We start from the raw sequence: 24,266 nt of genomic DNA on the forward strand, positions 1-24,266 counted from the left end.
GAAACACGACGGCTCCTGGCCAGACTGCAGCATCAACCGACACCGCCCGACCACGCCCACCACTGGAGCACCTGGCGCCGCCGCCACCAAGCCCGCTCACGCTGGTTCCACCAACGCACCCGACTCAACCGCGCATACGCCCTGGTCAACTAGCCAATGGCGGCTGCCGTAGTAGGCGCCGCGCCGGGCCAGTGAAGCCGCCCGCCGCTCCGCCCGCCGGTCACGGTCCCGAGAGCTGCCGGGACGGTGGCCAACCAGCGGTCAGCGGACGGCGGTGGCGGGGTCCGGATCCGGCGACCAGGTAACCCGCCGGGGATCCCTGTGGACACCCCTCGCTGCACAGGTCGGCGGGCCGCCCGGGCGGGGTCGTGATTGCCTTTGAAAGTTTCTATGCATAGAGTCGCGGCATGAATGAGAGCGCTGTCGTCGCGGCGCCGACCGACCGGGTGCTGGACCTCTTCCACGGGGTCCGGCTCACCCCCACCCAGCGTCGGATCGCGCACTGCCTGGTGCAGCACGCGGGGGCGGCGGCGTACCTGTCGGCGGCGGAGGTGGCCGAGCTGGCCGGGGTCAGCCAGCCGTCGGTCACCCGGTTCGCGATGGCGCTCGGGCACGACGGCTACCCGGCGCTGCGCCGCCGGCTGCGCGAGCTGACCGCGGCCGGGGCCGTCGAACCGGCCGACGCCGGCAACGAGCTCCAGCGGGCCGTCCGCGCCGAGATCGGCAACCTCGACCGGCTGGCCGGGCACCTCGCCGACCGGGGGCGGATCGCCGAGGTGGGGACGCTGCTCGCCGCCAGCCGCCCGCTGCCGGTGCTCGGGCTGCGCGCCGCCGCGCCGCTGGCCGCGTATTTCGCGTACTTCGCCGCGAAGGTGCACCCCGACGTGCGGGTGCTCGACGACGGCGGCAGCCTGCTCACCGACCGCCTCGAACAGGCCGCGGCGGCCGGCGCGACCGCCCTGCTCGCCTTCGTGCTGCCCCGCTACCCGCGGGAGACCCTGGACGCGCTGCGCGAGGCCCGGGACGCCGGGCTGACCGTGGTGGCGATCACCGACTCGCCGGTCAGCCCCGCCACCGAGCACGCCGAGGTGGTGCTCCCCGCCGCCGTCGGCACCGACCTCGTCTTCGACCTGCACACCGCCCCGATGACCCTGGCCATGGTGGTGCTCCAGGCGATCTGCGACGCCGCCCCGGCCGACACCCAGGCCCGGCTCGAGGCGTTCGAGTCGTCCGCCGCCCGTCGTCAGTTGTTCCTCGGCTGAGAGGAGTACGAAATGCCACAGCCCGTCCGCGCCGCCCGCGGCACCGCACGCACCGCGAAGGGGTGGCCGCAGGAGGCCGCCCTGCGGATGCTGATGAACAACCTCGACCCGGAGGTGGCCGAGCGCCCCGGCGACCTGGTCGTCTACGGCGGCACCGGCAAGGCCGCGCGGGATTGGCCGTCGTACCACGCTCTGGTGCGCACGCTGACCGACCTGCGCGAGGACGAGACGATGCTGGTGCAGTCCGGCCGCCCCGTCGGCGTCATGCGCACCCACGAGTGGGCGCCCCGGGTGCTGCTGGCCAACTCCAACCTGGTCGGCGACTGGGCCACCTGGCCGGAGTTCCGCCGCCTGGAGCAGCTCGGCCTCACCATGTACGGGCAGATGACCGCCGGTTCGTGGATCTACATCGGCACCCAGGGCATCCTCCAGGGCACGTACGAGACGTTCGCCGCCGTCGCGGCCAAGCGGTTCAACGGGACCCTGGCCGGGACGCTGACGCTGACCGCCGGCTGCGGCGGGATGGGCGGCGCGCAGCCCCTCGCGGTCACCATGAACGGCGGCGCCTGCCTGATCGTCGACGTGGACCGCAGCCGGCTGGACCGCCGGGTACACGACCGTTACCTGGACGAGGTTGCCGACTCCCTGGACGACGCCGTCGCGCGGGTGCTGGCGGCGAAGCGGGACCGTCGGGCGCTGAGCGTCGGCGTGGTCGGCAACGCGGCGGTGGTCTTCCCCGAGCTGCTGGTCCGCGGCGTCGAGATCGACATCGTGACCGACCAGACCAGCGCGCACGACCCGCTGTCGTACCTGCCGGTCGGGGTGGAACCGGCCGACGCCCGGGACTACGCGGCGGCGAAGCCGGCCGAGTTCACCGACCGGGCGCGGGCGTCGATGGCCCGGCACGTGGCCGCGATGGTCGGCTTCCTCGACGCCGGCGCGGAGGTCTTCGACTACGGCAACTCGATCCGTGGCGAGGCGCAGCTCGCCGGCTACGAGCGGGCCTTCGACTTCCCCGGCTTCGTGCCGGCGTACATCCGGCCGCTGTTCTGCGAGGGCAAGGGCCCGTTCCGGTGGGCGGCGCTTTCCGGCGACCCGAAGGACATCGCCGCCACCGACCGGGCCATCCTCGACCTGTTCCCCGAGAACGAGTCCCTCGCGCGGTGGATGCGCATGGCCGGCGAGCGGGTCGCCTTCCAGGGGCTGCCCGCGCGGATCTGCTGGCTGGGCTACGGCGAGCGGGACAAGGCCGGGGTGCGGTTCAACGAGATGGTGGCCTCCGGTGAGCTGAGCGCGCCCGTGGTGATCGGCCGGGACCACCTGGACTGCGGCAGCGTGGCCAGCCCCTACCGGGAGACCGAGGCGATGGCCGACGGCTCCGACGCGATCGCCGACTGGCCGCTGCTCAACGCGCTGGTCAACACGGCCAGCGGGGCGTCCTGGGTGTCCATCCACCACGGCGGCGGGGTCGGCATCGGCCGGTCCATCCACGCCGGGCAGGTCTGCGTCGCGGACGGCACCGCCCTGGCCGGGCAGAAGATCGAGCGGGTGCTCACCAACGACCCGGCGATGGGCGTCATCCGGCACGTCGACGCCGGCTACGACAACGCCCGCGAGGTCGCCGAGCGGACCGGCGTACGGGTGCCGATGGCGGAGGGCCCGGCGTGAGCGCGAGGAGTGCAGCGCAGCGGAGCCCCGCAGTCGCCAACAACAGGGGTGCCGCGTGACCGATCTGGCCGCCCGGTTCCGCCAGCTCTGGGACGAGCTCGCCCCGGTCGGGCGGGACGAGCGCAGCGGCGGCTACCTGCGCTACGCGCTGACCGAGCCGGAGCTGTGGCTGCGCGCCTGGTTCCGGGAGCAGGCCGACCGGCGCGGCATGCCGGTGCACTCCGACGGCAACGGCAGCCTGTTCGCCTGGTGGGGCGACCCGCTGGCCGGGGACGCCGTGCTGACCGGCAGCCACTTCGACTCCGTGCCGCACGGCGGGGCGTACGACGGGCCGCTCGGCATCGTCAGCGCGTTCCTCGCCGTGGACGAACTGCGGGCCGCCGGGGTCACCCCCGTCCGGCCGGTGGTGGTCGGCGCGTTCGTGGAGGAGGAGGGCGCGCGGTTCGGCGTACCGTGTCTGGGGTCGCGGCTGCTCACCGGGGAGATCGCGGTGGACCGGGCGGCCGGGCTGCGCGACGCGGCCGGGGTGAGCTTCGCCGAGGCGCTGGGCGAGCGGCCGGCGGGCGCCGACCCGGCGCTGCTCGGCCGCTTCGCCGCCTTCGTGGAGCTGCACGTCGAGCAGGGCCGCGCGCTGGTCGAGCTGGCCGCGCCGGTCGCGGTGGCCAGCGCCATCTGGCCGCACGGCCGCTGGCGTTTCGACTTCCACGGCGAGGGCAACCACGCCGGTACGACCCGGATGGCGGACCGCCGCGACCCGATGCTCACGTACGCCTTCACCGTGCTGGCGGCGAACAAGGAGGCCCGGCTGCGCGACGCGCACGCGACCGTCGCCCGGGTGGCGGTGGAGCCGAACGCCACCAACGCCATCCCGGCGAAGGTGACCGGCTGGCTGGACGCCCGGGCGGCCGAGCCGGCGACGCTGCACGGCCTGGTCGAGGCGGTCCGCGCCAAGGCCGCGGAGCGGGCGCGGCGGGACGGCACCGAGCTGACCCTGACCGAGGAGTCGGCGACGCCGCTGGTGGGGTTCGACGGCGGGCTGGCGAAGCGGCTGACCACGCTGCTCGACGCGCCGGTGCTGCCGACCGGCGCCGGGCACGACGCCGGGGTGCTCGCCGCGCACCTGCCCACCGCGATGCTCTTCGTGCGCAACCCCACCGGGGTGTCGCACTCCCCCGCCGAGTCCGCCACCGACGCCGACTGCGCCGCCGGGGTCACCGCCCTGGCCCGGGTGCTGGAGGAGCTGGCATGCCGCTGACCCGCTGGCTCGCCGAGTACGCCTGGCTGCCCGACCACGCCGAGCCCACCGCCGACGTGCTGATCGAGGCGGAGGGCGGCCGGATCACCGCCGTGACGCCGCTGGTCGGGGCCGGCGCCCCGACCGCCGGGGTCGAGGTGCTCCGCGACGCGGTCCGGCTGCCCGGGCTCACCCTGCCCGGCCTGGCCAACGCGCACTCGCACGCCTTCCACCGGGCGCTGCGCGGGCGGACCCACGCCGGCCGGGGCGACTTCTGGACCTGGCGGGACCGGATGTACGCCGTCGCGGCGCGCCTCGACCCGGACTCCTACCTGGCCCTGGCCCGGGCCGCGTACGCCGAGATGGCGCTCGCCGGGATCACCTGCGTCGGCGAGTTCCACTACCTGCACCACGGCCCCGACGGCACCCCGTACGCCGACCCGAACGCGATGTCCGCCGCGCTGGTCGAGGCGGCGGCGCACGCCGGCATCCGGCTCACCCTGCTGGACACCTGCTACCTGACCGCCACGGTCGACGGCGCGCCGCTGACCGGGCCGCAGCGGCGGTTCGGCGACGGGGACGCGCTGCGCCTGGGCCGAGCGGGTCACCGCGTTCACGCCGGAGAACGGCCACGCCCGGGTCGGCGCGGCGATCCACTCGGTGCGGGCCGTGCCGGCGGAGCAGCTCGCCACCGTCGCCGGCTGGGCGGACCGGCGCGGCGCGCCGCTGCACGTCCACCTCTCCGAGCAGCCCGCCGAGAACGACGCCTGCCGTGCCGTGCACGGCCGCACCCCGACCCGGCTGCTCGCCGACCACGGCGTGCTCGGCCGGACGACCACCGCGGTACACGCCACCCACCCCACCAGCGTCGACATCACGCTGCTCGGCGAGAGCCGGACCGGCGTCTGCCTCTGCCCCACCACCGAACGGGACCTGGCCGACGGGATCGGGCCGATGCGGCGGATGGCCGAGGCGGGCAGCCCGCTCAGCCTCGGCAGCGACAGCCACGCCATCGTCGACCTCTTCGAGGAGGCCCGCGCGGTGGAGCTGGACGAACGGCTGCGGACCCGGCGTCGCGGCCACTTCAGCGCCGTCGAGCTGCTGACCGCCGCCACCGCCGCCGGGCACGCCGCGCTGGGCTGGACGGACGCCGGCCGGCTCGCCGTCGGCGACCGCGCCGACCTGGTCACCGTACGGCTGGACACCACCCGCACGGCCGGGGTGCCGCCGGTCGGGGCGTTCTTCGCGGCCGCCGCAGCCGACGTCAGCCACGTCGTGGTGGACGGGCGCGTGGTGGTCACCGACGGCCGGCACCTGACGGTGGACGTGCCGGCGGAGCTGCACGACGCCATCGCGGCGGTGACCGGCCAGTGAGCGCGAGGAGTGAGCCGGGTTTGCGAGCCCCGCAGCCGCGAACGGGAGGCAGCGCATGAGCAGCCTGCTGGTGGACGACATCGGCGAGCTGGTCACCAACTCGGCCGGCGAGGGCGCGGGTGAGCCGCTGGGCATCCGCCGCGACGTGGCCCTGCTGGTCGAGGACGGCCGGGTGACCTGGATCGGGCCCGCCCGGGACGCCCCGGCCGCCGACCGGCGGATCGACGCCCAGGGGGCGGCCGTGCTGCCCGGCTTCGTGGACAGCCACGCCCACCTGGTCTTCGCCGGGGACCGGGCCGCCGAGTTCGCCGCCCGGATGGCCGGCGAGCCGTACACCGGGGGCGGCATCCGCACCACCGTCGGGGCCACCCGCGCGGCGTCCGACGACGAGCTGCGGGCCACCGTCCGCCGGCTGCGCGCCGAGGCGATGCGGCAGGGCACCACCGCGATCGAGATCAAGAGCGGGTACGGCCTCACGGTCGCCGACGAGGCCCGCTCGCTGCGGATCGCCGCCGAATTCACCGACGACACCACCTTCCTCGGCGCGCACGTCGTCCCCGCCGAGTACGCCGACCGCCCCGACGACTACGTCGGCATGGTGTGCGGGCCGATGCTGGCCGCCGCCGCCCCGTACGCGCGCTGGATCGACGTGTTCTGCGAGCGGGGCGCCTTCGACGTCGACCATGCCCGGGCGATCCTCGCCTGCGGGCAGGCCGTCGGGCTGGGCGTGCGGGTGCACGCCAATCAGCTCGGCCCCGGACCGGGCGTACGGCTCGGGGTGGAACTCGGCGCGGCCAGCGTCGACCACTGCACCCACCTAACCGACGCCGACGTCGACGCGCTGGCCGGCTCCCCGACCGTCGCCACGCTGCTCCCGGGCGCCGAGTTCTCCACCCGGTCGCCGTACCCGGACGCCCGGCGACTGCTCGACGCGGGCGTGACCGTGGCGCTGGCGACCGACTGCAACCCCGGGTCGTCGTACACCTCGTCGATGCCGTTCTGCATCGCGCTCGCCGTACGCGAGATGCGGATGACCCCGGCGGAGGCGGTCTGGGCCGCGACCGCCGGCGGGGCGGCGGCGCTGCGCCGCGACGACGTCGGCCGGCTGCGGCCCGGCGCCCGGGCCGACCTGATGATCCTCGACGCCCCTTCCCACCTGCACCTGGCCTACCGGCCGGGTGTGCCACTGATCCGCCAGGTTCTGCACAACGGAGTCCCGCAATGTCGACCGTAATGATCCAGCCCACCGGAATCTCCCCCGCCGACGTGCTCGCCGTGGCCCGCGGCACCGCCAAGGTGGTGCTCGATCCGGCCACCGTGGACGCCATGGCGACCAGCCGGGCGATCGTGGACGGCATCGAGGCCGCCGGCCGGCCCGTCTACGGCGTCTCCACCGGTTTCGGAGCGCTCGCCAACACCTTCGTCGCGCCCGAGCGGCGGGCCGAACTCCAGCACGCGCTGATCCGCTCGCACGCCGCCGGGGTGGGCGCGCCGATGCCCCGCGAGGTGGTCCGGGCGATGATGCTGCTGCGGGTCCGTTCGCTGGCGCTCGGCCGCTCCGGGGTCCGCCCGCTGGTCGCCGAGGCGCTGGTCGACCTGCTCAACCACGAGGTCACCCCGTGGGTGCCGGAACACGGCTCGCTCGGCGCCTCCGGCGACCTGGCCCCCCTCGCGCACTGCGCGCTGGTGCTGCTCGGCGAGGGCTGGGTGCTCGGGCCCGCCGGCGAGCGGCTCGACGCGGCCGAGGCGCTGCGCCGGGTCGGGCTGGCGCCGATCGAGTTGGCCGCCAAGGAGGGGCTGGCGCTGATCAACGGCACCGACGGGATGCTCGGCATGCTGCTGCTGGCCATCCACGACGCCCGTCACCTGTTCGCCATGGCCGACGTCACCGCCGCCCTCGCCATCGAGGCGATGCTCGGCTCGGAACGGCCGTTCCTGCCCGAGCTGCACGCCATCCGCCCGCACCCCGGGCAGGCCGCGTCGGCGGCGAACATCCACCGGCTGCTCCAGGACTCCCGGGTGATGGATTCGCACCGGGACGACCTGGCGCACGCCGTGCAGGACGCGTACTCGATGCGCTGCGCGCCGCAGGTGGCCGGCGCGGCCCGGGACACCCTCGACTTCGTCGAGACGGTGGCCGGGCGGGAGCTGATGTCGGTGGTGGACAACCCGGTCGTGCTGCCGGACGGCCGGGTCGAGTCCACCGGGAACTTCCACGGCGCCCCGCTCGGTTTCGCCGCCGACTATCTGGCCATCGCCGCCGCCGAGGTGGGCGCGATCGCCGAACGCCGGGTCGACCGGCTGCTCGACGTCACCCGCAACCGGGAGCTGCCCGCCTTCCTCTCCCCCGACGCCGGGGTCAACTCGGGCCTGATGATCGCCCAGTACACGGCGGCCGGGATCGTCGCGGAGAACCGCCGGCTCGCCGCTCCCGCCTCGGTGGACTCGCTGCCGACCAGCGGCATGCAGGAGGACCACGTCTCGATGGGCTGGGCGGCGGCCAAGAAGCTGCGCACGGTGCTGGACAACCTGACCAGCCTGCTCGCGGTGGAGCTGCTGGCGGCCGTCCGCGGGCTCCAGCTCCGCGCCCCGCTGGAGCCGTCACCGGCCGGCCGGGCCGCGGTGGCCGCGCTGGGCGGGATCGCCGGCGAGCCGGGCCCGGACGTCTTCCTCGCCCCGGTGATGGAGGCCGCCCGGGAGGTGCTGGCCGGGCCGGAGCTGCGCGCCGCCATCGAACTCCAGATCGGCCCGCTGAGCTGAACAAGCTCATGATCGTCTGCTGGGGAGCGGTCGACTCGACGGAGGGTCGGGTCGCTCACCAGCAGACGATCATGTTGGGGCGGGGGCACCGTGGCTCAGGGGGCCGGCGGCAGCACCTTGGCGACCAGCTTGGCCAGCTCGCGCAGCGCCTTGCCGCGGTGGCTGACCGCGTCCTTCTCCTCGGGCGTCAGCTCCGCGTTGGTCCGCTGCTGCCCGTCGCCGAGGAAGATCGGGTCGTACCCGAAGCCGCCGTCGCCGCGCGGCGCGCGCAGCAGCCGGCCGGACTGGCGGCCGTCGACCAGGTGCTCCTTGCCGCCGGGCAGCACCAGCGCCACCGTGCAGACGAAGGAGGCGGCCCGGTGCTCGTCCGGCAGGTCGGCGATCTGGTCCAGCACCAGCTGGAGGTTGGCCAGGTCGTCGCCGTGCCGGCCGGCCCAGCGGGCGCTGAACACGCCCGGCATGCCGTTGAGCGCGTCCACGGCCAGCCCGGAGTCGTCGGCGATGGTCGGCAGGCCGGTCCGCCGGCAGGCCTCCCGAGCCTTGATCAGCGCGTTCTCGCCGAAGGTCAGGCCGGTCTCCGGCAGCTCCGGATACTGCTCGACGTCGTCGAGGCCGAGCAGGGCGATCCGGTGCGCGCCGAGCGCCCCGTCGAGGATCCGCTGCAGCTCGACGAGCTTCTTCCGGTTCCGGGTGGCGAGGAGCACCCTGTTCATGAGGCGAGCGCCTTCCGCTGTGCGTCGGCCAGTTCCAGACAGCCCAGGACACCCAGGTCGAGCAGGGCGTCGAGCTGGTCGCGGGCGAAGACGCCGGCCTCGCCCGTCCCCTGCACCTCGACGAAGTCGCCCGTCCCGGTGCAGACCACGTTCATGTCCACCTCCGCGGCCACGTCCTCTTCGTAGCAGAGGTCCAGCCGCGGCTCGCCGGCGATGATGCCGACGCTGACCGCGGCCACCGACCGGTGCATCACCTTCTCCGGCTTGCCGGCCAGCGCCTTGCGCTCGCCCAGCCAGCCCACCGCGTCGTGCAGCGCCACGTACGCCCCGGTGATCGCCGCGGTCCGCGTGCCGCCGTCGGCTTGGAGCACGTCGCAGTCGAGGATGACCGAGTTCTCGCCGAGCGCCTTCAGGTCGATGCAGGCGCGCAGGCTCCGGCCGATCAGCCGGGAGATCTCGTGGGTACGCCCACCGACGCGACCCTTGACGCTCTCCCGGTCGGACCGGGTGTTGGTGGCCCGGGGCAGCATCGCGTACTCGGCGGTCACCCAGCCGAGCCCGGAGCCCTTGCGCCAGCGGGGCACCCCCTCGGTGACGCTCGCGGTGCAGAGCACCCGCGTCGCGCCGAACTCGACGAGGACCGAGCCCTCCGGGTGGGTGCTCCAGCCCCGGGTCAGGGTCACCGGTCGGAGTTGGTCGGGCTGTCGCCCGTCAGGTCGCGCCATCCCTGCACCTTATGCGGTGCGGCGATCGAACCGTCCCGGGGTGCCCGCCTGCGCTGCGACGGAGCGGAGCGCGGGGTCAGGGGACGGCCGTCACGTCGGACTGCGCGTGCCCGGGTTCGACGCCGTGCGCCCGGAGGAACCCGGCGACCAGGTGCAGACGATCCGGTCGTCGCGCCGGGCGGCGGTCAGACGTCGTAGCAGGCGCCCGCGCGGACCACCTCGAGCGGACCGGTGTACGCGGCGGCGGCCGACTCCAGGGTGTGCGCCTCGCTCCCCCAGGCCGCCACCAGATGGGTGAGCAGCAGCCGGCCGGCGCCCGCCTTGGTCGCCACCTCGCCGGCCTCCCGGCCGGTGAGGTGCAGGTCCGGCGGGTTCTCCGCGCCGTCGAGGTAGCTGGCCTCGCAGAGGAAGAGGTCGGCGCCCTGGGCCAGCCGCAGCAACGAGTCGCAGGGGGCGGTGTCCGACGAGTAGCAGAGCACCCGGCCGTCGTGCTCCAACCGCACGCCGTACGTCTCCACCGGGTGGTTCATCCGGTCCACGGTGACGGTGAACGGGCCGATCGGGAACGTCCCCGGCTGGAGGCCGTAGAAGTGGTACACGTCGTCGACCGAGCTGCCCTCCTGCCCGTACGCGGCGGCCAGCCGGTCCGGTGCGCCGGAGGGCGCGTACATCGGCAGGGGCGGGTACGGCCCGTCGGGGGCGTACCGGCGCACCACCACGTACGACACCGCGTCGAGCATGTGGTCGCAGTGCAGGTGGGTGAGAAGGATGGCGTCGGGGGCGTGCAGCCCGACGTAGCGCTGGAGCGTGGAGAGCGACCCCGACTGCGGGTGGCGCACCTCGCGCCGGTCCCGGGCGGCGGCCCGGGCCGCGGTCAGCTCGGCGACCAGACGGTCCAACTCCCTGCGCTGCTCGGCGCGGGCCCGGTCGGCGCAGACCGCCTCCCAGGCGTTGCCCCGTGCGGTCCGCATCCGACCGTCGCCCACCATGGCCCGTTCGAGGGTGTGCACGACGCCGACGGCCAGCGAGGCGACGGTCCGGGAGATGGTGGTCAGTCCGATGGTCTGGTTCGGTCCGTTGGTGCTCATGGTCACCCCGTACGAGATCGTTGGCGACGGTTGGCGGACGCCTCATCGAGTCTGCCCGAGAAGAATGCTGCCCGGCTCACGTTTCGCACCCGTGACGCCCAGGTCAACTGTGCCGTGGGCGGTACGACCTGGGCAGGGCCGTTCGTCCTTGAGCTTGGTCACAGCATCGACCGGTATCGTCGTCCTGCGTCCCGGGGCCGGCCGTGGTGAGATGGAGCATGGGCGGTGATCGATGGGGAGGTCGACGAGGGCCGACGGGCGGCGATGACGCCGGTCGATGGGCGCGGTGGCGCACCGTGACATTCCGTTCACCGGAAGTCCGGCATCATGCCACAGCCCATCTCGTGACCAGCGCCATACCCCCGGCGCTCGGGGCCAGGTGGCGCCCCCTAGCATCGGCCCATGACACCCGGAGAGGGGAGTCCGTTGGTGACTGCTGAGCATGCGCACGCGGAGGGGGACGAGGCCGGTCCGGCGGCGTCCGTAAGCGTGCTCGACGAGATCCTGGCCGGCGTCCGCGAGGACGTGGCCCGACGGCAGGAGCAGGTTCCGCTGGAGCGGATCCGGGAGCTGGCCGCCGCCGCGCCGCCGCCGCTGGACGCGTACGCGGCCCTGCGCCGGCCCGGGGTGGCCGTGATCGCCGAGGTGAAGCGCTCGTCGCCGTCCCAGGGGCGGCTGGCTGAGATCGCCGACCCGGCCGACCTGGCCGGCGAGTACGCCGCCGGCGGCGCCCGGGCGATCAGCGTGCTGACCGAGGGCCGCTGGTTCGGCGGGTCGCTCGACGACCTGGCCGCCGTCCGGGCCGCGGTGCAGGTCCCGGTGCTTCGCAAGGACTTCGTGGTCTCCAGCTACCAGGTGCACGAGGCGCGGGCCCACGGCGCCGACCTGGTGCTGCTGATCGTCGCGGCGCTGGAGCAGAACGCGCTCGTCGGGCTGCTGGAGCGGATCGAGTCGCTCGGGATGTCCGCGCTGGTCGAGGTGCACAACGAGGAGGAGGCCGACCGGGCCCTGGAGGCCGGTGCACAGGTGATCGGGGTCAACGCCCGTGACCTGCGTACCCTGGAGGTCGACCGCTCGGTGTTCGAGCGGATCGCGCCCGGCCTGCCCAGCAGGGTCGTCAAGATCGCCGAGTCCGGCGTGCGCGGCCCGCACGACCTCATCCGGTACGCCTCGGCGGGCGCCGACGCGGTCCTGGTCGGCGAGGGCCTGGTCACCAAGAAGAGCCCCCGCGAGGCGGTCGCCGAGCTGGTCAATGCCGGCAACCACCCGGCCACGCCCCGCCCGGTGCGCTGACCAGCGCCGGGGAGACTCCGCAGCGAGAGGACACCGCGATGAGCGCCAACGCCAACGCCAACGCGTCCGCCCCGGCCGGCCGGGTCCCCGACGCCGCCGGCCACTTCGGTCGGTTCGGCGGCCGGTTCGTCCCGGAGGCGCTGGTCGCGGCCCTGGACGAGCTGGACGCGGCGTACCGCAAGGCGATGACCGACGAGGCGTTCCTCGCCGAGTTCGACGCCCTGCTGCGCGACTACGCCGGCACCCCGTCGCTGCTCTACTCCGCCGAGCGGTTCTCGGCGAAGGCGGGCGCGCGGATCCTGCTCAAGCGGGAGGACCTCAACCACACCGGCGCGCACAAGGTGCGCAACGTGCTCGGCCAGGCCCTGCTCACCAAGCGGATGGGCAAGAAGCGGGTGATCGCGGAGACCGGCGCCGGGCAGCACGGCGTCGCCACCGCCACCGCCGCCGCCCTGTTCGACCTCGAGTGCGTGGTCTACATGGGCGAGGTCGACACCCGGCGGCAGGCGCTCAACGTGGCCCGGATGCGGATGCTCGGCGCCACCGTCGTCCCGGTCACCACCGGCTCGCGGACCCTGAAGGACGCGATGAACGAGGCGATGCGGGACTGGGTCGCCAACGTCGACGACACCCACTACCTGATCGGCACGGCCGCCGGCCCGCATCCGTTCCCCGAGATGGTCCGGGACTTCGTCCGGGGCATCGGCGAGGAGGCCCGGCAGCAGTGCCTGGACCTGACCGGCGCGCTGCCCGACGCGGTCGCGGCCTGCGTCGGCGGCGGTTCCAACGCGCTCGGCATCTTCCACGCGTTCGTGCCCGACACCGACGTCCGGCTGTACGGCTTCGAGGCCGGCGGCGAGGGCGTGGAGACCGGCCGGCACGCGGCCAGCATCACCGGCGGCACGTCCGGGGTGCTGCACGGCACCCGCACGTACGTGCTCCAGAACGAAGACGGCCAGACCATCGAGTCGCACTCGATCTCGGCCGGCCTGGACTACCCGGGAGTCGGCCCCGAGCACGCCTGGCTGCACGACAGCGGCCGGGCCACCTACGCGCCGGTGACCGACACCGAGGCGATGGCCGCGTTCGAGCTGCTCTGCCGGACCGAGGGGATCATCCCGGCGATCGAGAGCGCGCACGCGTTGGCCGGCGCGCTGAAGATCGCCCCGACGCTCGCCGCCGAGCTGGGCCGGGAGCCGGTCATCGTGGTCAATCTCTCTGGCCGGGGCGACAAGGACGTGCACACCGCCGGCGAGTACTTCGGCATCCTCGACAAGGAGTAAATGATGAGCCGGATCGGGGTGGCCTTCGACAAGGCCCGCGCCGACGGGCGGGCCGTGCTGGTCGGCTGCATGCCGGCCGGGTTCCCGACCGTCGAGGGCAGCATCGCCGCGATGACCGCGATGGTCGAGGCGGGCGTGGACGTCATCGAGATGGAGATCCCGTACTCCGACCCCGTGATGGACGGCCCGGTGATCCAGAAGGCCAGCGACATCGCCCTGGCCAGCGGCGTCCGCACCGCGGACACGCTGCGCATCGTCGAGGCGGTCGCGGCCACCGGCGCCCCGGTGGTCACCATGACCTACTGGAACCCGATCGAGCAGTACGGCGTGGACGCCTTCGCCCGTGACCTCGCCGCCGCCGGCGGCACCGGCCTGATCACCCCGGACCTCATCCCGGACGAGGCCGACGAGTGGCTGGCCGCCTCCGACGCGTACGGCCTGGACCGCACGTTTCTGGTCTCCCCGTCCTCCACCGACGCGCGGCTGAAGATGACCGCCGAGCACTGCCGGGGCTTCGTCTACGCCACCGCGATCATGGGCGTGACCGGCGCCCGCGCCGAGACCTCCGACGCCGCGCCGATCCTGGTCTCCCGAACGCGCGAGGTCACCGACCTGCCGGTGGGCGTGGGGCTGGGCGTGGGCACGGGCGCGCAGGCCGGCACGGTCGCCGGGTACGCCGACGGCGTCATCGTGGGCAGCGCCCTGATCCGCTGCCTGCTCGACGCGCCGGACCAGGCCACCGGCCTGGCCGCCCTGCGTGCGCTCAGCGCCGAGCTGGCCGAGGGCGTCCGCACCCCGATCCGCTGACCCCTGCCGGCCAGGCCGGGCATCCGACGGCCGGCTGGGCATCCGACGGCCGGCCGGGCATCCGACGGCAGGCCGGGCGTGCGGCCCCACCGGTGCGGCGGCAGGTCCCACGTGTCACGCCGTGCCGGCGGCGGTACCGCTGACGGACGCTACGAAGCTGATGTCGCACATGACTCAGCCCCGCCGGGCGCCCTGCCACGGGCGCATCGAGCCGTCGCGCGGCGCGCGCCTCGAACGCGGGGCCCGCGTGTGTCGGCAAAGAGTGGCTTCCCGACGCGCTGAGGCCGCTCTTCACGGCAAGGCGTGCGGATCTTGACGGGACGACGGGGCGCGGCCGACCGTGAATCGTCTGCGACATCAGCTTCGTAGCGGGCACCAGGCAGAGTCGACGGCCACGGCCACGGCCACGGCCGCGCCGGGCCAGGAAGCAGGCCAGCAGACAGCCGGCCAGCCCGGCCCCGACCACCGCGATCTCGTCGCGTTCCGTGCTCATGAGTGCTTCTCCACCGTCGCGGCCAGCGCGTCGGCGACCCGCCAGCAATCGTGGTACGTCGAGTAGAGCGGCACCGGGGCGAACCGGACGACGTCCGGCTCCCGGGCGTCGGCGATCACGCCGTGCTCGTGCCGCAGCCGCTTGGTCAGCTCGTTGGCGCTGCCCGTGCCGATCCGCACGGAGAGCTGGCAGCCCCGCCGGGCCGGGTCGCGCGGGGTGACCACGGTCAACGGCCGGTCCGCGGTCACCTCGTCGAGCAGCCGCTCCAGGTAGCCGGTGAGCCGCAGGCTGCGCTCCCGCAGCGCCGGCATGCCGACGGCGTCGAAGAGCTCCAGCGAGGTGCGGACCGGGCCCATCGCGAAGATCGGCGGGTTGGAGATCTGCCACGCCTCGACGGTGGCCGGCGGCCGGGAGACCGGGGTCATCTCGAACCGGGTGCTCGCCTCGGTGCTCCACCAGCCCTCGAAGCGCGGCAGGTCGGGGTCGCCGAGGTGCCGCTCGTGGACGAAGACGCCCGCGAGCGCCCCGGGCCCCGAGTTGAGGTACTTGTAGGAGCACCAGGCGGCGAAGTCGACGTCCCAGTCGTGCAGCGCCAGCGGGACGTTGCCGGCCGCGTGCGCGAGGTCCCAGCCGACCACCGCTCCGGCGGCCCGCCCGGCGGCGGTGATCGCCGGAATGTCCATCAGCTCGCCGGTGAGGTAGTTGACCCCGCCGAGCAGCACCAGCGCCACGGTGTGCCCCTCGGCCGCCAGGAAGGCGGTCACGTCCTCGGTGCGCAGGGTGTCCTCGCCGGCCCGCGGCCGCAGCCGGACCAGGGTCGCGTCGGGGTCGAGGCCGTGGAAGCGGGCCTGGCTGCGGACCGCGTAGCTGTCCGAGGGGAAGGCGCTGTCCTCGATGACGATCCGGGTCCGCGCTCCCGCCGGGCGGTAGAAGCTGACCATCAGCAGGTGCAGGTTGACCGTGAGGGAGTTCATCACCACGGTCTCCGCGGGCCGGGCGCCGACCAGTCGCGCGGCCGGCGCCGTCAACAGCTCGTGGTACGGCAGCCAGGGGCGTTCCGCCTCCAGGTGCCCCTCGACCCCGAGCCGGCTCCACGCCGCCAGGTCGGCCAGCAGTTCGTCCCGGGTGGCCCGCGGTTGCAGGCCGAGCGAGTTGCCGGCCAGGTACGCCACCTCGGGGTAGCGGCCGCCCTCGGCGGGCGGCACGTGGAACAGGTGCCGGTGTCCCGGGTCGGCGGCGTCGTGCGCAAGCGCCTCTTCTTCGGTGTTGCTCATCCTGTCCCCGCTCACATCGCCGTCCGGGCCGACCACAGCTCCGGGAAGACCACCCGGGCCATGCTGCGCTGCAACCAGGCCAGCCCGGCGGACCCGCCGCTGCCGACCTTGGCGCCCATGGTGCGCTGCACCGCCTTGATGTGGTGCCAGCGCCAGTCGCCGAACCGCTCGGCGACCTCGGTCAGCGCCTCGCCGAGCAGCCGCAGGTGGTTGTCCGGGCCGCCGTCGGCGTAGATCCGCACCCAGGCCGCCTCGACGGCGGGGTGCGGCTCGTGCTCGACCGCCACGTCCCGGTCCAGCAGCTCGCCGGGGAGGTCGAAGCCGCGCCGGGCGAGCAGGGCGACCACGTCGTCCCAGAGGCTCGGCGTGGCGAGCGCGGCGGTCAGCTCGGCGTGCACCTCGGTCTGCCGGCGGAACGGGCGGATCAGCGCCGGGTCGCGGAGGCCGAGCAGGAACTCCAGCTGCCGGTACATCGCGGACTGGAAGCCGGAGCCCTCGCCGAGCAGGTTGCGGAACCGGTTGAAGTCGGCCGGGGTCATCCAGCGCAGCCCCTGCCAGGCCGCGTTGAGCCCCTCCAGGTGCAGGGCGGCGCGGCGCAGCGCCGGCAGCGCGTCCCAGATCCGGTTCGCCCGCAGCTCCCGCTGGGCGTGCCGCAGCTCGTGGCAGGTCAGCCCGAAGTACAGCTCCATGATCTGGCTGACCATCAGGAAGGACATCTCGCCCGGGTCCTCGCTGAGCGGCTGTTGCAGCCCGTGCAGCGTGCTCGCCCGCACGTACGCGTCGTAGGGCACCCGCTCGGCGAACTCCAGCGTCGGTTCGCCGCCGTTGCGCGCCGCCCGGGCCGCCCGCTGCTGCGGGGTGACCGGACGTACCGCCGCGGTCACCGTCGGTGCTCGCAGGTCCGTCTGCTCCACTGTCATCTCCCTACGTACGCCGGGTAGCGTCATGATCCCGCGGGTGGATCGACGAATGGAATGCCTGTTCAACGGCGGTACGGTGGTCGGACCTGCCGCATCGAAACCGGAATCGCGTCCGGCTTCACGAAGGAAAGGTCACGCATGGACGACATGGACTGGGCGCTGCTGCGGGAGCTCCAGGCCGACGCCCGGCTCTCGTTCAGCGAGCTGTCCCGGCGGGTGCACCTGTCGCCGCCAGCGGTGGCCGAGCGGGTCCGCCGGCTGGAGGAGTCCGGCGTGATCACCGGCTACCACGCGCACGTCGACCTGACCCGGGCCGGCCGCAGCGTGGTCGCGCTGATCCGGATGTCCTGCTACGGCCCGCGCTGCATCCTGCACGACCCCGAGGTGGCGGGCTGGCCGGAGATCCTGGAGATCCACCGGATCACCGGGGACGCGTGCAGCATGCTCAAGGTGGCGGCCGGGTCGATCGACGAGTTCGAGGGGGTCATCGACCGCCTCGCCCCGTACGGCCAGCCGTCCAGCACGATGGTCCTCTCCACCCCGCTGGAGTGGCACCCGGTCACCCCGCTGCCGCCCGCCGGCGCCACCTCGCCCACCCGCCGCCGCTGAGGCGCGGCCCGGGCGCCGCGGGTTTGCCTGGGGGCCAGGGGGAATGCAGGCGGCACTGCCCGATAGCAGGATTCCGGTGCGCCGCACCGGAAGGGGGGAATCATGCGAGGGCTTCTGTCACAACGCGCCCTGTCGGCCGTGCTGACCGTACTCGGCCTGGTCGCGGCGTTCGTCCTGATCACCGGTTCGCCGGCCCGGGCTGGCGAGAACACCTTCGTCGAGGTCACACCGAATCCCGCGCAGGCCGGTACCCGGGTGAACATCCGGGCCGGTTGCGACAACGCCAACAACCGGCAGGCCGAGGTGAACTCGGACGCCTTCGGGCGGGTGATGCTCCGTCCGAACAACGGCTTCCTCACCGGGGCGGTCACCATCCCGGGCAACAAGCAGCCCGGTGACTTCCCGGTCGACCTGCGCTGTTCCAACGGCAACACCGCGTCGACGATGCTGACCGTGCTCAACATGGCCCAGCCGAGCAAGGGCCCGGCCACCGGCGGTGGCGGCACCGCGGGCGGCCAGGGCACCGGCTCGCTGCTGCTGGTCGGCGGGCTGGTCGCGGTGGCCGTGGCGGCCGGGGTCGGCGCCCGTCGCAGGACCGGTTCCCGCGTCTGACGAGGTGCGGCCATGGCCCGCCCACGTAGCCGAGCCGTCCCACGCCCGCAGGACCGGGACGACGCCGGCAGCACCCGGATCCACGGCGACGGGCGCACCACGCGGATCCCAGCCGCTGCCCGCACCACCCGGATCCAGGGCGACGGGCGCACCACGCGAATCCCAGGCGAGGGCCGCACCACGCGGAGCCGAGGCGGCGGCACCATGCCGGAAACCCGGGGACGGCCGCACCACGCCGCACGGGCGGCGACGGCCGACGACGCGGCCCGGACCGCTGTCGGGCCGGCGGCGGATTCGGGAGTGGGCTGCGGCTGGTGCTCCGAGCGTCCCGCCGGTTCGCCCGCTTGGCTGGCCACGCCTCCACGGCGAGCGTGACCACCGCCGACCCGGAGGGCCGTCCGTTGCCGACCCGGCCCGGCGGGGCCGGCCGCTGGCGGTACGCCGCCCGGAACGGGCCCGGGGCCCCGGTGTTGGTGATCGGCACCCTGATGGTGCTGATCGTGGCGATGCTCGGCGTCGAGCGGGTGACCGGTGTCAGTGTGCTGCCCGAGCGGCTCTTCGCCGGGCTGCGACCGCCGCCGAAGGACTTCCCGGTGCTGCCGGGCAGCCCGCCGACCGACATCGCGATCCAGAAGCTCGACCTGCGGGCGCCGGTGCACCCGGTCGGCATCGCCCCCGACGGCAGCATCGCCGTACCGGATGTCGGGCGGTCCGGCGAGGCCGGCTGGTACGACCAGGGGCCGACCCCCGGGCAGTACGGCCCGGCGGTGATCGTCGGGCACGTCGACACCACCACCGGGCCGGCGGTCTTCCACGGCCTGAAGAGCCTGGACGACGGCGACCGGGTCGAGGTGACCCGGGCGGACCGATCGGTGGCCGTCTTCGAGGTCACCGCGGTGCAGCGGTACGGCAAGGACCGGCTGCCGGTGGACGAGGTCTTCGGCGACTTCAGCCGCCCCAACCTGCGCCTGATCACCTGCGGCGGCCGCTGGGTGGGCGGCGAGACCGGGTACGCCGACAACCTGGTGGTCTACGCGTCGCTGGTCAAGGCGCGCGGCCCGTGACCGGCGTCAGGCCGCCGCCTCCGGCTCGCGCAGGTCGAGCCAGTCCGCCCAGCGCGGGTCGGGTGCCCGGTGGCCGAGCACCCGCCAGGCCGTCCCCCTCGGGGCGGCCGGCAGGCTGTGCAGCCGCCAGCCCAGCTCGGCCGGGGTCTTGTCGCCCTTGGTGTGGTTGCAGCGGGCGCAGGCGGCGACCACGTTCTCCCAGGCGTGCCGGCCGCCCCGGCTGCGCGGGAAGACGTGGTCGATGGTCTCCGCCGGCCCTCGGCAGTAGGCGCACCGCCAGCCGTCCCGGGCGAAGATCGCCCGGCGGGAGAGCCCGACGTGGGTCCGGTAGGGCACCCGGACGAAGCGGGTCAGCCGGACTACCGAGGGCACCGGGAGCGCGTTGCGGGCGCTGTGCAGGACGCCGTCGCCGTCGGCGACACAAACGGCCTTGGCCGACAGCACGAGGATCGCGGCTCGACGCACCGACACGACACACAGCGGCTCGTAGGTGGCGTTGAGGACCAACGCGCCGGAGCCCGCCGTGGGTCGTATGTCAGGCATCGTGCTCACCCTCCCGGTCCAGCTGCTCCCGCCGCTGTCGCGCCGGTGCCCGCCCCGCGGGCAGCGGGGAGCCGCACCGGCGCCGGCCGGATCACCGACGTCCGTTGCGCCAATAGTCCCTGATCGGAACCCGGATTGCACGTACTAATCCCGGGTACCCACACGGAACCTTCCGTGACCCGTGCCAAGATGACCGGTTCCGCCCGGGTTGATCGCCGCCGCGGTCCGCCGCCGTCCGAGGTCACCGTCCGGAGGGTCGGCAGCCGCCGCACAGGAGGCTTGCGGTACGAAGACAGGGTGAGCGCTGCCAGCCTGATGTTCCCCGCCGAGCCCATCCTGCCCAGCCCCGGCGCGACGCCGAGCCCGGAGTGCCTGCAGGAGGGGCTCTGCGAGACCGTCTGGAGGGTCACCGATTCGGTGTGGTTCGCCGAGGGCAGCTACTGGATCGTCTTGAAGCCGATCCGGATCATTCTGATCCTGCTGCTCGCCGTCGTCGCCCGCTGGGCAGTGCACCGCACAATCAACCGGCTGGTGCGGACGACCACCGAGGGCGCCATGCCCACCATGCTCCGGCCGCTGCGGGAGCGGATCCCTAGCGCCACCCTCGAACCCGAGCAGTTCGTGCCGGAGCGGCGGCGGCAGCGGGCCGAGGCGATCGGCTCGGTGCTGCGCAGTTTGGTCACCGCCTTCATCTTCGGCATCGCGCTGCTGATGGTGCTCAAGGAGTTCAGCTTCGACCTGGCGCCCCTGCTGGCCAGCGCGGGCATCGCCGGCGTGGCGCTCGGCTTCGGCGCGCAGAGCCTGGTCAAGGACCTGATCGCCGGCCTGTTCATGCTGATCGAGGACCAGTACGGCGTCGGTGACACCGTCGACCTGGGCGAGGCGACCGGGGTGGTGGAGGCGGTCGGCTTGCGGGTCACCACCGTGCGGGACGGGCGGGGGGTGCTCTGGTACATCCGCAACGGCGAGATCGTCCGGGTCGGCAACAAGAGCCAGGGCTGGGCGCTGGTCGTGGTCGACCTGCCGATCGGCTTCGCCGGCACGGAGCAGGCGACCGCGGTGCTGCGGACGGCGGCCGCCTCGATGGCGATGGACCCCGAACTGTCGCCGGAGATCGTGGAGGAGCCCGAGGTGCTCGGCGTCGAGCAGATGACGGTGGACGGCGCGGTGATCCGCACCGTGGTCAAGACGACCGCGGACGGGCAGTTCGCGGTCGGCCGGGAGTTGCGCCGCCGGCTCGCCGAGGCGCTGGAGAACTCCGGCATCACCGCCCGGATCGCCGCCGCCCGGCTCTACCCGGCCATGCCGGCCGCGGTGCCGGATCGGGGGGAGACGGGCCGGGGAGAGACCGGTAGGGGCGGCCCGACCTGAGGCCGACCGGGCCCTCCCGACGGTCCGGACGATCCGGGGGTCGCGGACCGCGCGGCCCCTCGGGTATCGTCCGTTCGTTCAGTCGGAGATGCGACGATCAATCCGTTCACCCTAGCCAGTTGTCAGACGATCGGGCAGAATCCGGTGCAACACGCTCCCAAGGGGGCGTGCTCGTGTCCTCGCTGATCCGTAGATCTGACGACGGTTCCCGGGCAGGTCATCATGAGTGGCCAATCTTGGGGAACGATGGAGGCGACGGTGTCCGACGAGCGACCCGCCCGGGAGGGCCCAGCCACCTTCCGTGAAGTGTTCGCCCAGGTCGAATACCGGGCCGTGTTCACGGCCAGCGCGCTGTCCTGGATCGGCGACTACATCGCCAAGGCCGCGGTCACCGTCCTGGTCTACCGGGAGACCCAGTCGGTGGCGCTCTCCGCCGCCGCCTTCGCGGTGAGCTACCTGCCCTGGCTGGTCGGCGGTCCGCTGCTCGCCACGCTCGCCGAACGGCACCGCTACCGGCAGGTCATGGTGACCTGCGACCTGGTCCGGATGGCGTTGATGGTGCTGGTGGCCATTCCCGGCAACCCGCCGTGGCTGATCCTCGCTCTGCTCTTCGGGACCACCCTGGCCAACCCGCCGAGTCAGGCCGCCCGGTCCGCCCTCATGCCGCTGATCCTCACCGGCGACCGTGTGGTGGTGGGCCTCTCGATCAACGCCAGCACCGGTCAGGCCGCCCAGGTGGTCGGGTACCTGCTCGGCGCGGCTATCGCCACGGTCAATCCGACCGCCGCGCTGCTGATCAACGCGGCCACCTTCGGCGCCTCGGCCCTCCTGGTCCGGTTCGGCCTCCGGGACCGGCCGCCCGCGATGACCGCCGCGCACCGCAGCCACCTGCTCCGGGAGACCGCGCAGGGCTTCCAGATCGTCTTCGGCCGACCGGTACTGCGGGCCATCGCCGTACTGGTGTTCAGCGCGATGCTCTTCTCCATCGTGCCGGAGGGCCTCGCCGCGGCCTGGGCCGCCGACCGGGCCGGCGGCGAACTCGACACGGGCGTCGCGCAGGCCGTCATCATGGCCGCCAACCCGGTGGGCTTCATCCTCGGCGGGCTGCTGGTCGGCCGGGCCTTCTCCCCCGCCCGCCGGCTCACGCTGATGCGGCCGCTGGCGGTCCTCGCCCCGGCGGCACTGGTCCCGGCGCTGCTCGACCCGCCACCGGCGGTGGTGGCGGTCCTCGCCGCCGCCTGCGGCTTCGCCGTCGCCGGCCTGCTGCCGGTGGCCAACGGGCTCTTCGTGCGGGCCCTGCCCGACGGCTACCGCGCCCGGGCCTTCGGGGTGATGGCCAGCGGGATCCAGATCATCCAGGGCGTCGCGGTGCTGACCACCGGGTTGCTCGCCGAGCGGTTCCCCATCCGGCGGTGGTGGGCACGTGGAGCGCGCCGGCGTGGTGCTGATGCTCGCGGCGGCGCTGGCGTGGCCGAGCCGGGAGGCGGTGGACGCGCCGTCGAGGCCGCCGGCCGGCCGGACGTCCCCGGGACGGTCCCGCATGCGCGGCGGCCACCGACGCCGGCGCAGGCGACCGGGACGGTCGGCGACGGCCGGGCGAGCGGGGTCGGCGCAGCCTCCCGGTGACCTGAGCCACCCGCCCGCCGGGCGACGGGCCCCGCCGTCCCGCCACGGCACCTGGCAGGATGGAACGGTGACTTCCGCAGGCGAATCCGACCGGCCCGGCACCTCGATGACCCTCTTCGAGGCGGTCGGCGGCGAACCCACCTTCCGCAAGCTGGTGGACGAGTTCTACGCCGGCGTCGCGACCGACCCCCTGCTGCGGCCGATGTACCCGGAGGAGGACCTCGGCCCCGCCGCCGACCGGTTCGCCCTCTTCCTGATGCAGTACTGGGGCGGCCCGAACACGTACTCGGCGCAGCGCGGCCACCCGCGGCTGCGGATGCGGCACGCGCCGTTCCGGATCGGCGCGGCGGAGCGGGACGCCTGGCTGCACCACATGCGGCGCGCCGTCGACCGGCTGGACCTGCCGCCGGAGATGGCGGGTGCGCTCTGGGACTACCTGGAGCGGGCCGCGTACTTCATGGTCAACGTGCCCGAGGACTCGGCCGGCGAGGCCTGACGGCGGACGACCGCGCGGCACGCCGGGGCCGGTGGCCCCGGCCGGCGCGGTCAGAGCAGGGCGCCCTCGTCGTGCAGCCAGTCCACGAAGGTGGTGGCGACCGCCGCGCCGCAGTCGAGCATCTCGACCAGCAGCGCGTCGTGCGTCCCGGCGCCGAGCGGCACCTGCAGCTCGGCGTAGATCGGCAGCTGACCGCGCTCGGTCGGGTCGCCGATGTACGCCTTGCAGAACCGGCGGGTGTGGTTCCACTCGTTGACCACCCGGTAGGCCCGGTCCGCCCAGTCCGGCGGCACGGTCGCGTGTGGACGGGCCCGCATCACCAGGATCTCGTCCTCCGGCCCCTCCAGGGTCACCAGCACCGCGTGCCGTTCCCACATGGCCAGCAGGTTGCCGTCGCCGTCGGCCAGGTAACGCACGTCGAGCAGGTCGAGCGCGTCGCAGACCCTCTTGAGGGTGACCGGGGCGATCGTCGCCGGCATCTCCGCGACCGCCGGTCGTTCGGCGGCCGGGGCGTCGTCCCCCGGCTGTCGGGGGGCCGGTGGTCCGACCCGGACGGTGTCATCCACTGTGATCCCGCTTCGAGTTTCCGGATCGCCGCCACCGGCGGGACCTGGGCGCCATGACCACCACGGCATCGCTCGCGCACCTCACTCCCCAGCGGATCCAGTCGCCTACGGTGCGTTGGATCCGAGGATGGACGGTACCCGGACAGCCGGGTTGAGGCATCCCCCCAACGGCCGCCCCAGCCCGGAAGAATGACCCCGGGTCATCCGTTCGGATGAGCGGCTCTCGGCGTCAAGCTGAGCCCGGCAACCTTCGGCGACCATGCCGCTCCGTACGGTCCGACCAGTCCGACCCAACGGCCTGCGAGGCGTACCTGCACGTCGCCCGGGCCGAGGAAGCCCATCCGGACCAGCCCCTGCACCAACCGCTGCGGCACCTCGACCTGGGTGCCCGGGGAGTCGTCGGGGGTGACCACCACCGCGACGTGGTCGAGCAGGGCGTCCCGCAGCGCCCGCTGACCGACCGCGCGGCCACCCACGCCGTGGGT

Annotated in this window: 20 protein-coding genes and 3 pseudogenes; 15 read left to right on the forward strand and 8 right to left on the reverse strand. The window is 74.1% G+C overall.

The window, feature by feature from the left end:
• Nucleotides 1–407: 407 nt before the first annotated feature.
• From JNW87_RS14225 to hutH, 6 genes and pseudogenes are all read left to right on the forward strand, one after another.
• A complete protein-coding gene (locus tag JNW87_RS14225) occupies nucleotides 408–1,262 on the forward strand; it encodes a MurR/RpiR family transcriptional regulator (RefSeq protein WP_109802082.1) in 855 nt (284 codons plus the stop codon).
• Between the two features lie 12 nt (nucleotides 1,263–1,274).
• Nucleotides 1,275–2,930: a urocanate hydratase gene (gene hutU, locus JNW87_RS14230; RefSeq protein WP_109802083.1), complete on the forward strand. Its 1,656-nt coding sequence runs from the start codon at nucleotides 1,275–1,277 to the stop codon at nucleotides 2,928–2,930.
• A gap of 55 nt (nucleotides 2,931–2,985) precedes the next feature.
• On the forward strand, nucleotides 2,986–4,185 hold the full coding sequence (locus tag JNW87_RS14235) for an allantoate amidohydrolase (protein WP_109802084.1): 1,200 nt from the start codon (nucleotides 2,986–2,988) through the stop codon (nucleotides 4,183–4,185).
• Nucleotides 4,182–5,538 (forward strand): annotated as a pseudogene (locus JNW87_RS14240) (formimidoylglutamate deiminase). The gene JNW87_RS14235 and the pseudogene JNW87_RS14240 overlap by 4 nt, the downstream one beginning before the upstream one ends.
• Nucleotides 5,539–5,593: 55 nt before the next feature.
• Nucleotides 5,594–6,772: an imidazolonepropionase gene (hutI, locus tag JNW87_RS14245; RefSeq protein ID WP_109802085.1), complete on the forward strand. Its 1,179-nt coding sequence runs from the start codon at nucleotides 5,594–5,596 to the stop codon at nucleotides 6,770–6,772.
• The gene (gene hutH, locus JNW87_RS14250; protein WP_109802086.1) at nucleotides 6,760–8,298 is read left to right on the forward strand and encodes a histidine ammonia-lyase; all 1,539 of its coding nucleotides are present in this window, start codon (nucleotides 6,760–6,762) and stop codon (nucleotides 8,296–8,298) included. The genes hutI and hutH overlap by 13 nt, the downstream gene beginning before the upstream one ends.
• Before the next feature lie 95 nt (nucleotides 8,299–8,393).
• On the opposite strand, the gene rdgB is transcribed toward hutH, so the two are convergent.
• The 3 genes from rdgB to JNW87_RS14265 all read right to left on the reverse strand — a co-directional run bounded on the left by rdgB (nucleotide 8,394) and on the right by JNW87_RS14265 (nucleotide 10,824).
• On the reverse strand, nucleotides 8,394–9,011 hold the full coding sequence (gene rdgB, locus JNW87_RS14255) for an RdgB/HAM1 family non-canonical purine NTP pyrophosphatase (RefSeq protein ID WP_109802087.1): 618 nt from the start codon (nucleotides 9,009–9,011) through the stop codon (nucleotides 8,394–8,396).
• Entirely contained in the window at nucleotides 9,008–9,736 is a 729-nt protein-coding gene (rph, locus tag JNW87_RS14260; protein ID WP_109802088.1) for a ribonuclease PH, read from the reverse strand. The genes rdgB and rph overlap by 4 nt, the downstream gene beginning before the upstream one ends.
• Before the next feature lie 185 nt (nucleotides 9,737–9,921).
• Nucleotides 9,922–10,824, reverse strand: a complete 903-nt coding sequence (locus JNW87_RS14265) for an MBL fold metallo-hydrolase (RefSeq protein ID WP_309233953.1) — start codon at nucleotides 10,822–10,824, stop codon at nucleotides 9,922–9,924.
• A 489-nt stretch (nucleotides 10,825–11,313) separates the two neighbouring features.
• On the opposite strand from JNW87_RS14265, the gene trpC reads away from it, so the two are divergent.
• From trpC to trpA, 3 genes are read left to right on the forward strand one after another with little or no spacing between them, the layout of a single operon-like run.
• Nucleotides 11,314–12,117, forward strand: coding sequence for an indole-3-glycerol phosphate synthase TrpC (gene trpC / locus JNW87_RS14275; protein ID WP_201749721.1), 804 nt, complete (start codon nucleotides 11,314–11,316; stop codon nucleotides 12,115–12,117).
• Between the two features lie 38 nt (nucleotides 12,118–12,155).
• Nucleotides 12,156–13,400 carry a tryptophan synthase subunit beta gene (gene trpB, locus JNW87_RS14280; RefSeq protein WP_109802702.1) on the forward strand — a complete coding sequence of 415 codons (1,245 nt, stop codon included), beginning with the start codon at nucleotides 12,156–12,158 and terminating at the stop codon, nucleotides 13,398–13,400.
• A 3-nt stretch (nucleotides 13,401–13,403) separates the two neighbouring features.
• Nucleotides 13,404–14,207, forward strand: a complete 804-nt coding sequence (gene trpA, locus JNW87_RS14285) for a tryptophan synthase subunit alpha (RefSeq protein ID WP_109802707.1) — start codon at nucleotides 13,404–13,406, stop codon at nucleotides 14,205–14,207.
• Between the two features lie 489 nt (nucleotides 14,208–14,696).
• On the opposite strand, the gene kynU is transcribed toward trpA, so the two are convergent.
• Together kynU and JNW87_RS14295 are read right to left on the reverse strand one after the other, a co-directional pair.
• On the reverse strand, nucleotides 14,697–15,974 hold the full coding sequence (gene kynU / locus JNW87_RS14290) for a kynureninase (RefSeq protein ID WP_109800918.1): 1,278 nt from the start codon (nucleotides 15,972–15,974) through the stop codon (nucleotides 14,697–14,699).
• An 11-nt stretch (nucleotides 15,975–15,985) separates the two neighbouring features.
• A complete protein-coding gene (locus JNW87_RS14295; protein ID WP_238453838.1) occupies nucleotides 15,986–16,888 on the reverse strand; it encodes a tryptophan 2,3-dioxygenase in 903 nt (300 codons plus the stop codon).
• Between the two features lie 144 nt (nucleotides 16,889–17,032).
• Here JNW87_RS14295 and JNW87_RS14300 point away from each other — a divergent pair, with 144 nt between their 5' ends.
• From JNW87_RS14300 to JNW87_RS14310, 3 genes are all read left to right on the forward strand, one after another.
• Nucleotides 17,033–17,503, forward strand: coding sequence for an Lrp/AsnC family transcriptional regulator (locus tag JNW87_RS14300; protein ID WP_109800907.1), 471 nt, complete (start codon nucleotides 17,033–17,035; stop codon nucleotides 17,501–17,503).
• Nucleotides 17,504–17,605: 102 nt separating this feature from the next.
• A complete protein-coding gene (locus tag JNW87_RS14305) occupies nucleotides 17,606–18,115 on the forward strand; it encodes a hypothetical protein (protein ID WP_109800908.1) in 510 nt (169 codons plus the stop codon).
• Nucleotides 18,116–18,420: 305 nt separating this feature from the next.
• The gene (locus JNW87_RS14310; RefSeq protein ID WP_236647391.1) at nucleotides 18,421–19,179 is read left to right on the forward strand and encodes a class F sortase; all 759 of its coding nucleotides are present in this window, start codon (nucleotides 18,421–18,423) and stop codon (nucleotides 19,177–19,179) included.
• Nucleotides 19,180–19,185: 6 nt separating this feature from the next.
• Here the strand turns inward: JNW87_RS14310 and JNW87_RS14315 are convergent, their stop codons facing one another.
• Nucleotides 19,186–19,722: an HNH endonuclease gene (locus tag JNW87_RS14315; RefSeq protein ID WP_109800920.1), complete on the reverse strand. Its 537-nt coding sequence runs from the start codon at nucleotides 19,720–19,722 to the stop codon at nucleotides 19,186–19,188.
• 189 nt (nucleotides 19,723–19,911) lie between these two features.
• Here JNW87_RS14315 and JNW87_RS14320 point away from each other — a divergent pair, with 189 nt between their 5' ends.
• The 3 genes and pseudogenes from JNW87_RS14320 to JNW87_RS14330 all read left to right on the forward strand — a co-directional run bounded on the left by JNW87_RS14320 (nucleotide 19,912) and on the right by JNW87_RS14330 (nucleotide 23,215).
• Nucleotides 19,912–21,093 carry a mechanosensitive ion channel family protein gene (locus JNW87_RS14320; protein WP_375373509.1) on the forward strand — a complete coding sequence of 394 codons (1,182 nt, stop codon included), beginning with the start codon at nucleotides 19,912–19,914 and terminating at the stop codon, nucleotides 21,091–21,093.
• 246 nt (nucleotides 21,094–21,339) lie between these two features.
• Nucleotides 21,340–22,642 (forward strand): annotated as a pseudogene (locus JNW87_RS14325) (MFS transporter); the annotation flags it as partial.
• 183 nt (nucleotides 22,643–22,825) lie between these two features.
• Nucleotides 22,826–23,215 (forward strand): globin, encoded by a 390-nt coding sequence (locus tag JNW87_RS14330; protein WP_238453839.1) that lies wholly within the window; start codon nucleotides 22,826–22,828, stop codon nucleotides 23,213–23,215.
• Between the two features lie 50 nt (nucleotides 23,216–23,265).
• Here JNW87_RS14330 and JNW87_RS14335 read toward each other — a convergent pair whose 3' ends face one another.
• Together JNW87_RS14335 and JNW87_RS14340 are read right to left on the reverse strand one after the other, a co-directional pair.
• Nucleotides 23,266–23,850, reverse strand: coding sequence for a YbjN domain-containing protein (locus JNW87_RS14335; RefSeq protein WP_109800911.1), 585 nt, complete (start codon nucleotides 23,848–23,850; stop codon nucleotides 23,266–23,268).
• Between the two features lie 131 nt (nucleotides 23,851–23,981).
• A pseudogene (locus JNW87_RS14340) lies at nucleotides 23,982–24,266 on the reverse strand (hypothetical protein); the annotation flags it as partial.

The sequence above is a fragment of the Micromonospora sp. ATA51 genome (genome assembly GCF_016802855.1).
Classification (GTDB): Bacteria; Actinomycetota; Actinomycetes; order Mycobacteriales; family Micromonosporaceae; genus Micromonospora; species Micromonospora sicca.

Bases quoted from the DNA above. Each gene is read 5' to 3' on its own strand.
- JNW87_RS14225 (WP_109802082.1), top strand. From the start codon at position 408: ATGAATGAGAGCGCTGTCGTCGCGGCGCCGACCGACCGGGTGCTGGAC.
- hutU (WP_109802083.1), top strand. From the start codon at position 1,275: ATGCCACAGCCCGTCCGCGCCGCCCGCGGCACCGCACGCACCGCGAAG.
- hutI (WP_109802085.1), top strand. From the start codon at position 5,594: ATGAGCAGCCTGCTGGTGGACGACATCGGCGAGCTGGTCACCAACTCG.
- hutH (WP_109802086.1), top strand. From the start codon at position 6,760: ATGTCGACCGTAATGATCCAGCCCACCGGAATCTCCCCCGCCGACGTG.
- rdgB (WP_109802087.1), bottom strand. From the start codon at position 9,011: ATGAACAGGGTGCTCCTCGCCACCCGGAACCGGAAGAAGCTCGTCGAG.
- rph (WP_109802088.1), bottom strand. From the start codon at position 9,736: ATGGCGCGACCTGACGGGCGACAGCCCGACCAACTCCGACCGGTGACC.
- JNW87_RS14265 (WP_309233953.1), bottom strand. From the start codon at position 10,824: ATGAGCACCAACGGACCGAACCAGACCATCGGACTGACCACCATCTCC.
- trpB (WP_109802702.1), top strand. From the start codon at position 12,156: ATGAGCGCCAACGCCAACGCCAACGCGTCCGCCCCGGCCGGCCGGGTC.
- trpA (WP_109802707.1), top strand. From the start codon at position 13,404: ATGAGCCGGATCGGGGTGGCCTTCGACAAGGCCCGCGCCGACGGGCGG.
- kynU (WP_109800918.1), bottom strand. From the start codon at position 15,974: ATGAGCAACACCGAAGAAGAGGCGCTTGCGCACGACGCCGCCGACCCG.
- JNW87_RS14300 (WP_109800907.1), top strand. From the start codon at position 17,033: ATGGACGACATGGACTGGGCGCTGCTGCGGGAGCTCCAGGCCGACGCC.
- JNW87_RS14305 (WP_109800908.1), top strand. From the start codon at position 17,606: ATGCGAGGGCTTCTGTCACAACGCGCCCTGTCGGCCGTGCTGACCGTA.
- JNW87_RS14315 (WP_109800920.1), bottom strand. From the start codon at position 19,722: ATGCCTGACATACGACCCACGGCGGGCTCCGGCGCGTTGGTCCTCAAC.
- JNW87_RS14320 (WP_375373509.1), top strand. From the start codon at position 19,912: ATGACCGGTTCCGCCCGGGTTGATCGCCGCCGCGGTCCGCCGCCGTCC.
- JNW87_RS14330 (WP_238453839.1), top strand. From the start codon at position 22,826: ATGACCCTCTTCGAGGCGGTCGGCGGCGAACCCACCTTCCGCAAGCTG.
- JNW87_RS14335 (WP_109800911.1), bottom strand. From the start codon at position 23,850: ATGCCGTGGTGGTCATGGCGCCCAGGTCCCGCCGGTGGCGGCGATCCG.